The organism is Streptococcus sp. SM3, assembly GCF_027497875.1.
This window is the reverse complement of record NZ_JAJNSA010000103.1, coordinates 1-8,629: the sequence shown is the minus strand read 5'-3', so window position 1 is coordinate 8,629 and position 8,629 is coordinate 1. Positions and strand designations below refer to the sequence as shown.

The 8,629-nt window shown below is 45.2% G+C and carries 8 protein-coding genes; all 8 read left to right on the top strand.

The genetic code is table 11. The features are described 5' to 3' along the window. Nucleotides 1-471: DJ-1/PfpI family protein (locus tag PAN06_RS11765; RefSeq protein ID WP_269796404.1), on the top strand; the 471-nt coding region annotated here is incomplete at its 5' end. Between the two features lie 158 nt (nucleotides 472-629). Beyond that, on the top strand, nucleotides 630-1,763 hold the full coding sequence (dnaJ, locus tag PAN06_RS11760) for a molecular chaperone DnaJ (protein ID WP_013904676.1): 1,134 nt from the start codon (nucleotides 630-632) through the stop codon (nucleotides 1,761-1,763). A 161-nt stretch (nucleotides 1,764-1,924) separates the two neighbouring features. Then, entirely contained in the window at nucleotides 1,925-5,455 is a 3,531-nt protein-coding gene (locus PAN06_RS11755) for a family 20 glycosylhydrolase (protein ID WP_269796403.1), read from the top strand. 289 nt (nucleotides 5,456-5,744) lie between these two features. After that, nucleotides 5,745-6,491 (top strand): tRNA pseudouridine(38-40) synthase TruA, encoded by a 747-nt coding sequence (gene truA, locus PAN06_RS11750; RefSeq protein ID WP_195487434.1) that lies wholly within the window; start codon nucleotides 5,745-5,747, stop codon nucleotides 6,489-6,491. Beyond that, nucleotides 6,484-7,245, top strand: coding sequence for a bifunctional hydroxymethylpyrimidine kinase/phosphomethylpyrimidine kinase (locus PAN06_RS11745; protein ID WP_247913876.1), 762 nt, complete (start codon nucleotides 6,484-6,486; stop codon nucleotides 7,243-7,245). The genes truA and PAN06_RS11745 overlap by 8 nt, the downstream gene beginning before the upstream one ends. Beyond that, entirely contained in the window at nucleotides 7,235-7,705 is a 471-nt protein-coding gene (locus tag PAN06_RS11740; RefSeq protein ID WP_045759117.1) for an ECF transporter S component, read from the top strand. The genes PAN06_RS11745 and PAN06_RS11740 overlap by 11 nt, the downstream gene beginning before the upstream one ends. Nucleotides 7,706-7,708: 3 nt before the next feature. Then, complete coding sequence (locus PAN06_RS11735; protein ID WP_049472740.1) at nucleotides 7,709-8,272, top strand: TIGR01440 family protein; 564 nt, start codon at nucleotides 7,709-7,711, stop codon at nucleotides 8,270-8,272. Between the two features lie 128 nt (nucleotides 8,273-8,400). Beyond that, the coding region (locus PAN06_RS11730; protein ID WP_269796402.1) for a trigger factor family protein at nucleotides 8,401-8,629 on the top strand (229 nt) is incomplete at its 3' end.

Genomic DNA, 8,629 nt, shown 5'->3' with positions numbered 1-8,629 from the left:
ACACTAGATCAAATCCGTATAGAAGAGTATTCTTGCGTGATTTTGCCAGGAATGGTCAACATAGGACCTGCCCTACGGGATGAGAAATTGATTTCGTTCTTGAGGGATCTTGGTGAGCAAGATATCCTCATTGCAGCCATTTCTTCAGCGCCTCTTTTATTAGCGAAAGCAGGTCTGTTGAAGGACACGAAATTTACAGGTGGAATTTGGCAAAACTTCTTTGACTATTTTGAATTTCTTCCACGTGAGAATTTCCAACCCAAACTGGTTGTGCAAGATAAACAAATCATTACGGCTATCGGTTTTGCCCATCAAGAGTTTGCAAGAAAAGTGATTCTAAGTTTAGGGTTGACAGCTAATACAGACAACTATTTTAAAGAAAAGAACGAGTATGCTGAAGAGGATTTGATATTTACTCTATCGGAGCAAGAGTTTGATCAAGTGAAGCGAAGTATAGAAAACACCCTCTAAAGATGTACATGAAAATTATAGAAAGGAACAAAGAGTGTTCGTAACTGAACACGGGCTACGGACGGTGCCAAAAAGATAGTTTTTTCTAGGACGCAAGCGTCCGTCGTCAAAACTCCTATTTTGGCTGTGTCCGTTTAACGCCCTTTGTATCTTGAATTATGAACAATACTGAATTTTATGACCGTTTGGGCGTTTCAAAGAATGCATCTCAAGATGAGATCAAGAAAGCCTATCGGAAATTATCTAAAAAATATCACCCAGATATCAACAAGGAGCCTGGTGCTGAGGAAAAGTACAAGGAAGTTCAAGAAGCTTATGAGACTTTGAGTGACGAGCAAAAACGGGCTGCTTATGACCAATATGGTGCTGCAGGTGCCAATGGTGGCTTCGGTGGCGGAGCAGGTGGTTTTGGTGGCTTTGATGGTGCTGGTTTTGGTGGCTTTGAAGACATCTTCTCTAGCTTCTTTGGTGGTGGTGCAAGTCGTAATCCGAATGCTCCTCGTCAAGGAGATGACCTCCAATACCGCGTCAATCTCAAGTTTGAAGAAGCGATTTTTGGTGCGGAAAAAGAAGTCAAGTACCATCGGGAAGCTAGCTGTCATACCTGTCATGGTTCTGGAGCTAAGCCAGGCACTAGTCCGGTGACCTGTGGACGCTGTCATGGTTCTGGAGTCATCAATGTGGATACGCAAACCCCTCTTGGGATGATGCGCCGTCAAGTGACCTGTGATGTCTGTCATGGTCGTGGTCAAGAAATCAAAGATCCATGTAGCACTTGTCGTGGAACAGGTCATGAAAAACAAGCTCATAGCGTGAACGTCAAGATTCCTGCAGGAGTTGAAACGGGTCAACAAATCCGCTTAGCTGGTCAAGGAGAAGCTGGCTTTAACGGTGGACCTTATGGTGACTTGTATGTCGTTGTCAATGTTGAGCCGAGCGATCGCTTCGAACGAGATGGCTCAACCATCTACTACAAGTTAGACTTGAACTTTGTCCAAGCAGCTCTTGGAGATACGGTCCATGTGCCAACCGTTCACGGAGATGTCGATTTGGTCATTCCTGAAGGAACTCAAACCGGTAAGAAATTCCGTCTCCGTGGAAAAGGGGCTCCAAGCTTACGTGGTGGTGCCATGGGAGATCAATATGTATCTGTCAATGTCGTCACCCCAACTGGTTTAAATGACAAGCAAAAAGAAGCCCTTCAAGCCTTTGCGGAAGCAAGTGATTTGAAGGTCAACCCAAAGAAAAAAGGGTTCTTTGACAAGGTCAAAGATGCTTTAGATGATTTATAAAAATGAACGAGTTTCTTTTTGAGTAAGGAGCTCGTTTTATTTTGGATCGAATCCAAGAACTTCCTCTCCTAATTAAAGAATAATGAGGACCCTCATTGAATTTATTAAGATATCGTGGTAAATTTAAGAAAACGATTACAGAGACAATTTAGGAGGTCCTGATGAAATCACATCAACCACGTTATGCGATTCGCAAGTATGCAGTAGGAGCTGCTTCGGTGCTCATAGGATTTTTTGCTGGCGCTCAGGTTGTAGCGGCAGATACGACGAGCGTTACAGACATTCCTGCAACGACAGTTCCAACTCAGCCAAGCGAGGGTGAGTCAACTATTTCTCTTAATGAGGAAGCTTCTCAGCCAACAGTAGAAAAACCAACGGCTCCTGCCCCAATCGTCGATCAAAGTCAACCGACACTGCCTGATCGTGAACTGCGGGTATCAGATCTTGACCGTTTGATTCGCGAAGAAGCGAGCTCTGTCGCAGAGTCGGATGTGGCAGCTCAACCAGCGACGGAAACGCCTGCTAAAGATCCTGACCAAGAAGAAAAATTAGCCAAGAAAAAGATTGTTTCGATCGATGCCGGTCGCAAGTACTTCTCACCAGACCAAATCAAGGAAATCATTGATGAAGCAAGTAAGACGGGCTATACAGACTTGCATCTCCTAGTTGGAAATGACGGTTTGCGCTTTGTGTTGGATGATATGTCTTTGAAAGTGGGAGATACTTCTTATTCTAGCCAAGCCGTGACGGATGCGGTTGAAAAAGGGACGAAGGCTTATTACGATGATCCGAACGGGACAGCCTTGACCCAGGCTCAAATGGATGATATTTTAGCCTACGCCAAATCGAAGAAAGTAGGCGTCATCCCAACCATTAATAGTCCAGGTCACATGGATGCGATTCTGACAGCCATGGAACAATTGGGGATCGAAAACCCTCACTTTAATTATTTTGGTACAAAGAAATCAGCTCGGACAGTTGATTTGGACAACCAAAAAGCCTTAGACTTTACCAAGGCTTTGGTAGACAAGTATGCGGCTTATTTCAGCGGCAAGGCAGACATTTTTAACATTGGTTTGGATGAATATGCCAACGATGCCACAGATGCCCATGGTTGGCAGGTTCTCCAAGCTAGCAAGCATTGGCCAGGTGAAGGCTATCCAGAAAAAGGCTATGAAAAATTCATCCAATACGCCAATGATCTAGCAGCTATTGTGAAAAAACACAAGATGAAACCAATGGCCTTTAATGACGGAATCTACTACAATGGCGATACTTCCTATGGCACTTTTGACAAGGATATCATTGTCTCCTACTGGACAGGTGGCTGGAACGGCTATGATGTCGCTTCTTCAAAACTCTTGTCCGAACTAGGTCATCAGATTCTTAATACCAATGATGCTTGGTATTATGTGCTTGGACGGGACAAGGCTGGATCTGGTTGGTACAACCTTGATCAAGGCCTCGAAGGAATTTCCAAGTCAGCGATTGATGTAGTTCAAAAAAATGATGGAGCTAAGGTGCCCTTCATCGGTGGCATGGTAGCTGCCTGGGCAGATACGCCATCTGCAACCTACAAAAAAGACCTTCTCTTTAAGCTGATGCATGCTTTCGCGGACAAGAATGCGGACTACTTTGTAGCAGATCCTGAAGTCGTCGAAAAAGCTCTTTCAGAAGCTCCAACTGATTTGGATCACTATACACCGGAATCTCTAGTAGCCTTTGCGGCAGCTAAAAAAGCTTTAGAAGGGGCAGGAGCAAATACCACTCGAGCAGAGGCCAAAACCTTGATCGACAATCTCAAAGCAGCTCAAGATGCTTTGGTGTATACGGAAAGCTACGCGAAAGAAGTTGCTGCAAAAGAAGCAGCAGAAAAACTCGCCATGAAGAAGGTCATCTCGATCGATGCAGGTCGCAAATACTTCTCGCTGGATCAGTTGAAACGGATCGTCGATAAGGCCAGTGAGCTGGGTTATTCTGACTTGCACCTCCTTGTCGGAAACGATGGTATGCGCTTCGTTCTCGATGATATGACGGTGGAAGCCAATGGCAAAACCTATGCCAGTGATGATGTGAAAAAGGCCATTTTAGAAGGCACCAAGGCCTATTACGATGATCCAAATGGTCAAGCCTTGACCCAAGCAGAAATGGATGAACTCCATGCTTATGCGACTGCGAAAGGAATCGGCTTGATTGCGGCAGTCAATAGTCCTGGACACATGGATGCTTTGTTGGTGGCCATGGAAAAATTGGGCATTGAAAATCCACAAGCCAGCTTTGATACGGTTTCAAAAACAACCATGGATTTGACCAATGAAGCAGCAGTCAACTTTACCAAAGCCTTGATTGGTAAGTACATGGACTACTTCAAAGATAAGTCTAAGATCTTTAATTATGGAACGGATGAATATGCCAATGACGCTACCAGTGCGCAAGGCTGGTACTACCTCAAGTGGTATGACCTCTATGGTAAGTTTGCTGAGTATTCCAATAGTCTTGCAGCCATGGCGCGTGAAAAAGGCTTGCAGCCAATGGCCTTTAACGATGGCTTCTATTATGGAGATGAAGATGATGTCGCCTTTGACAAGGACGTCTTGATTTCATATTGGTCTAAGGGATGGTGGGGCTATAACCTCGCATCTCCACAGTATTTGGCAGATAAGGGGTATAAATTCCTTAACACCAACGGAGACTGGTACTATGTTTTGGGAAGAACACCTGAAACAGGTGGTGGTTATATTGAAAAAGCGATTGCCAATGCAGCTGCTACTCCATTTAGACAACTCCCAAGTACAACATATCCAGAAACATCTTTGCCGATGGTCGGTAGCATGGTAGCTGTTTGGTGTGATACCCCAAGTGAAGAATACATCGAAAAAAATGTCTTTGATCTCATGGAAGCTTTTGCCAACCATAACAAGGACTATTTCAAAGCAGACTTCACTGCTCTTAGAAAAGCAGTTGCTACGGTGCCAACAGATCTAGACATATACACACCAGAATCTCGCGCAGCACTTGAGAAAGTCTTAGATAGCTTGAATTGGAATGTGAGCCGTGCTCATCAAGATCAGGTGGATCAAGAAGTGGCTGCTCTGACCCAAGCCCTTGCGGGGCTTAAGCCAATTACGCAAGTAGGTAGCTTGGCTGAAAATGACGTCAAAGCCCTAGTGGAAGACAAACCAAGTCTTGAAATCGTAGAAAAAGAACTTGGTTTTGACCTTGTGGAACGGACCAATCCAGATCTCGCTAAAGGAGAACGCAGAGTGATCCAGGCTGGGGTTAAAGGGCAAGGTCTTGAGTATGTAGAGGTTTCGGCATTTGATCAAAGTCGAAAAGTGATCGCTACAGAAGTTGCCACAGAGCCGGTTGCAGAAATTGTTGAAGTCGGTACCAAAGAAATTGTGATCCCAACAAGCCCTTCAGTAGAAGCACCAGTGAAATCAGACGTGCTCGTAAACAAAGTGGTTCCAGATCCTTCAACACCTCAAGTGATCGCGAAGGATCAACCAGTAGCACCAGTAAATACCCCATCGCCAATTCCAGCAGCTGTGGAAAAAGAGGTTCGTTCAGAAGCAGTATCTTCTAACAAGCAACTCCCGGAAACAGGAGTGGAATCTGCTCTGGGACTCGCTTTACTAGGGGCGATCTTAGGAGCAGCAGGAATAGACTTGAAAAATAAAAAAAGAGACTGAGACCTAGTTGACTTGTAACAGGTCGAAGTTAGGAGAGTGGGACAGAAATCGGTAATTCGTTAGAATTCGATTTCGTCGTCCCACCTCCGCACAGTTGAGTAGGGCTGTAAAAGCTGAGGAAATCAGCGTAGTAGAGCCCACTCAACCACTGCGTCTTGCTCGACAATCCAAAAATAATTGAGAGGCTAGGACTTTTGTCCCAGCCTCTTTTTGTGCTTGCAAAACTGTACCCGGACAGTTTGGTTTTTTCACTCTTGTAACCCCTTCTATATCTTGCTAAAATAGAACCATGACACGATACAAAGCAACCATTTCATATGATGGGACCTTGTTTGCAGGGTTTCAACGCCAACCGCATGCCCGTAGTGTGCAAGAGGAAATCGAGAAGACCTTGACGCGCCTCAATCAAGGAACCCCTGTTACCGTTCATGGAGCGGGGCGAACGGATTCCGGTGTCCATGCTCTTGGCCAGGTGATTCATTTTGATCTCCCCCAAGCGCGGGACGAGGAGAAGCTTCGCTTTGCCCTCGATACCCAAACCCCAGAGGATATTGATTTCGTCCGGGTGGAGCAAGTAGCAGATGACTTTCACTCACGCTATAAGAAGCACAGCAAGACCTATGAATTTATCGTGGATTATGGTCGTCCCAAGAACCCCATGATGCGCCACTATGCGACCCACTACCCTTATCCTTTGGATGTGGAAAAGATGCAAGCAGCCATCCAAAAGTTGGAGGGAACCCATGATTTTAGCGGTTTCACAGCTTCAGGAACCAGTGTGGAAGACAAGGTTCGTACGATTACAGAGGCTCGCTTGATCGAGGATGCAGAACATCATCGCCTTGTCTTTACCTTTTCGGGCAATGGTTTTCTCTACAAGCAAATCCGCAATATGGTGGGAACTTTGTTGAAGATCGGAAATGATCGGATGCCGATCGAGCAGATCGATCTAATTTTAGAAAAGAAGGACCGCAATCTAGCAGGTCCTACAGCAGCGCCAAATGGTTTATATTTAAAGGAGATCCGTTATGAGTAATGAATTGATTCTAGCTATTTCAGGAAATGATATTTTTAGTGGGGGAGGTCTTCACGCAGACCTTGCAACCTATACGACTAATAAACAGCATGGTTTTGTAGCGGTAACTTGTTTGACCGCTATGACGGAGCACGGTTTTGAAGTGATTCCGGTGGATCCAACGACCTTTGCGCAACAGCTCAACTCTCTCAAGGATGTTCCTTTTTCTGCTATTAAACTCGGTCTTTTGCCAAATGTCGAAGTGGCAGACTTAGCCTTGGACTATGTCAAAGCTCATGCGGAGATCCCAGTAGTGCTCGATCCTGTCTTGGTCTGCAAGGAAAGCCATGATGTAGAAGTTTCAGCTCTTCGAGACGAATTGATCAAGTTCTTCCCTTATGTGACCATCATCACGCCAAACTTACCAGAAGCTGAGATCTTGACCCAAAGCAAGATTCAATCGCTCGACGATATGAAGGAGGCAGCGCGCAAGCTCCACGAATTAGGAGCAGCGAATGTCGTGGTCAAAGGAGGCAATCGTCTCAATAAAGAAAAGGCCATCGATGTCTTTTATGATGGGACGGACTTCACCATCATTGAAGAGCAGGTCTTAGAAAAGAACAATACAGGAGCAGGTTGTACCTTTGCGTCTAGCATTTCCAGCCAGTTGGTAAAAGGAAAATCTCCACTTGAAGCTGTTAAAGCCTCTAAAGACTTTGTTTTCCAAGCGATTCAACATTCAGACCAGTATGGAGTAGTACAATATGACATCTAATCGAACTCAACTCATTGCCCGCCTCTCTATTTTGACAGCCTTGACAGTTGTACTTGGCTACTATACCAAACTTCCAACTCCGACAGGGATCGTCACCCTGCTAGATCTTGGCGTTTATTTCACAGCCTTCTATTTTGGACGCAAGGAAGGTGCGATTGTAGGTGGTGTCGGAGCCTTCCTACTCGACCTCATTTCAGGCTATCCTCAGTGGATGTTCTTTAGCCTCCTCTTTCACGGAGGTCAAGGCTATTTCGCTGGCTTCAAGGGAAAAGCTCGTTACCTAGGCTTGCTTCTTGCGACAGTCGTCATGGTAGGCGGTTATGCACTAGCTTCTGCCCTCTTTTTAGGCAATGGCTGGGGAGCTGCTATCTCGGACATTCCAAACAACCTTGCTCAGAATTTTGTCGGAATGGCTTTAGGCTATGTGGTCTATTATGCCTTCCAAAAGAAAGGAAACTAATTCATGGATTTGGAGCAACTGAACAAGGATACAAAAGAAATCCTGGCAGATGTTTTGGCAAAAAGCCGTCTTCATCAGGGACAGATTCTAGTTCTCGGGATGTCCTCAAGTGAAGTTGCAGGAGGGCAAATTGGAAAGGCCTCGAACATCGACATTGCTGAAGCTATTGTCCAGACCTTATTAGATGAGTTGAATCCAAGAGGGATTTATCTAGCGGTACAAGGATGTGAGCACCTCAATCGCGCCTTGGTGGTCGAGCGGGAATTAGCAGACAAGAAGGAGCTAGAAATCGTCAATGTCCTTCCTAGTCTCCATGCAGGGGGAGCTGGACAACTCGCTGCTTTTAAGTATTTCAAGGATCCTGTCGAAGTGGAATTTATCACAGCCCAAGCGGGCTTAGACATCGGAGATACCTCAGTGGGGATGCACGTCAAGCACGTACAAGTTCCGATTCGCCCTGTTATACGTGAACTAGGGGAAGCCCATGTCACAGCCCTCGCTAGTCGGCCAAAATTGATCGGTGGTGCCCGTGCTCTCTACCTAGATGATCCTATCCGAAAATCATAAATAGAACTAGCTTTTAAGGGCTAGTTTTTTTGGATGAAAAGAGAGGCAAAAACGTTTTAAAACTTGCAATTTCAAAGTTTTGTGGTAAAATTATAAGGAATGACTATATTATTTTAAGGAGAGACAGAATGTCTGTATCATTTGAAAACAAAGAAACTAACCACGGTGTATTGACTTTCACCATCAGTCAAGAGCAAATCAAACCTGCTTTGGACCGTGTGTTTGAGTCTGTTAAGAAAACCTTGAACGTACCTGGATTCCGTAAAGGTCATATTCCACGTCCAATCTTCAACCAACGTTTTGGTGAAGAAGCTCTTTACCAAGATGCTTTGAACGATCTTCTTCCAGCAGCATACG

Coding starts and splice junctions, on each gene's coding strand:
- dnaJ (WP_013904676.1), top strand. CDS start 630: ATGAACAATACTGAATTTTATGACCGTTTGGGCGTTTCAAAGAATGCA.
- PAN06_RS11755 (WP_269796403.1), top strand. CDS start 1,925: ATGAAATCACATCAACCACGTTATGCGATTCGCAAGTATGCAGTAGGA.
- PAN06_RS11735 (WP_049472740.1), top strand. CDS start 7,709: ATGGATTTGGAGCAACTGAACAAGGATACAAAAGAAATCCTGGCAGAT.
- truA (WP_195487434.1), top strand. CDS start 5,745: ATGACACGATACAAAGCAACCATTTCATATGATGGGACCTTGTTTGCA.
- PAN06_RS11745 (WP_247913876.1), top strand. CDS start 6,484: ATGAGTAATGAATTGATTCTAGCTATTTCAGGAAATGATATTTTTAGT.
- PAN06_RS11740 (WP_045759117.1), top strand. CDS start 7,235: ATGACATCTAATCGAACTCAACTCATTGCCCGCCTCTCTATTTTGACA.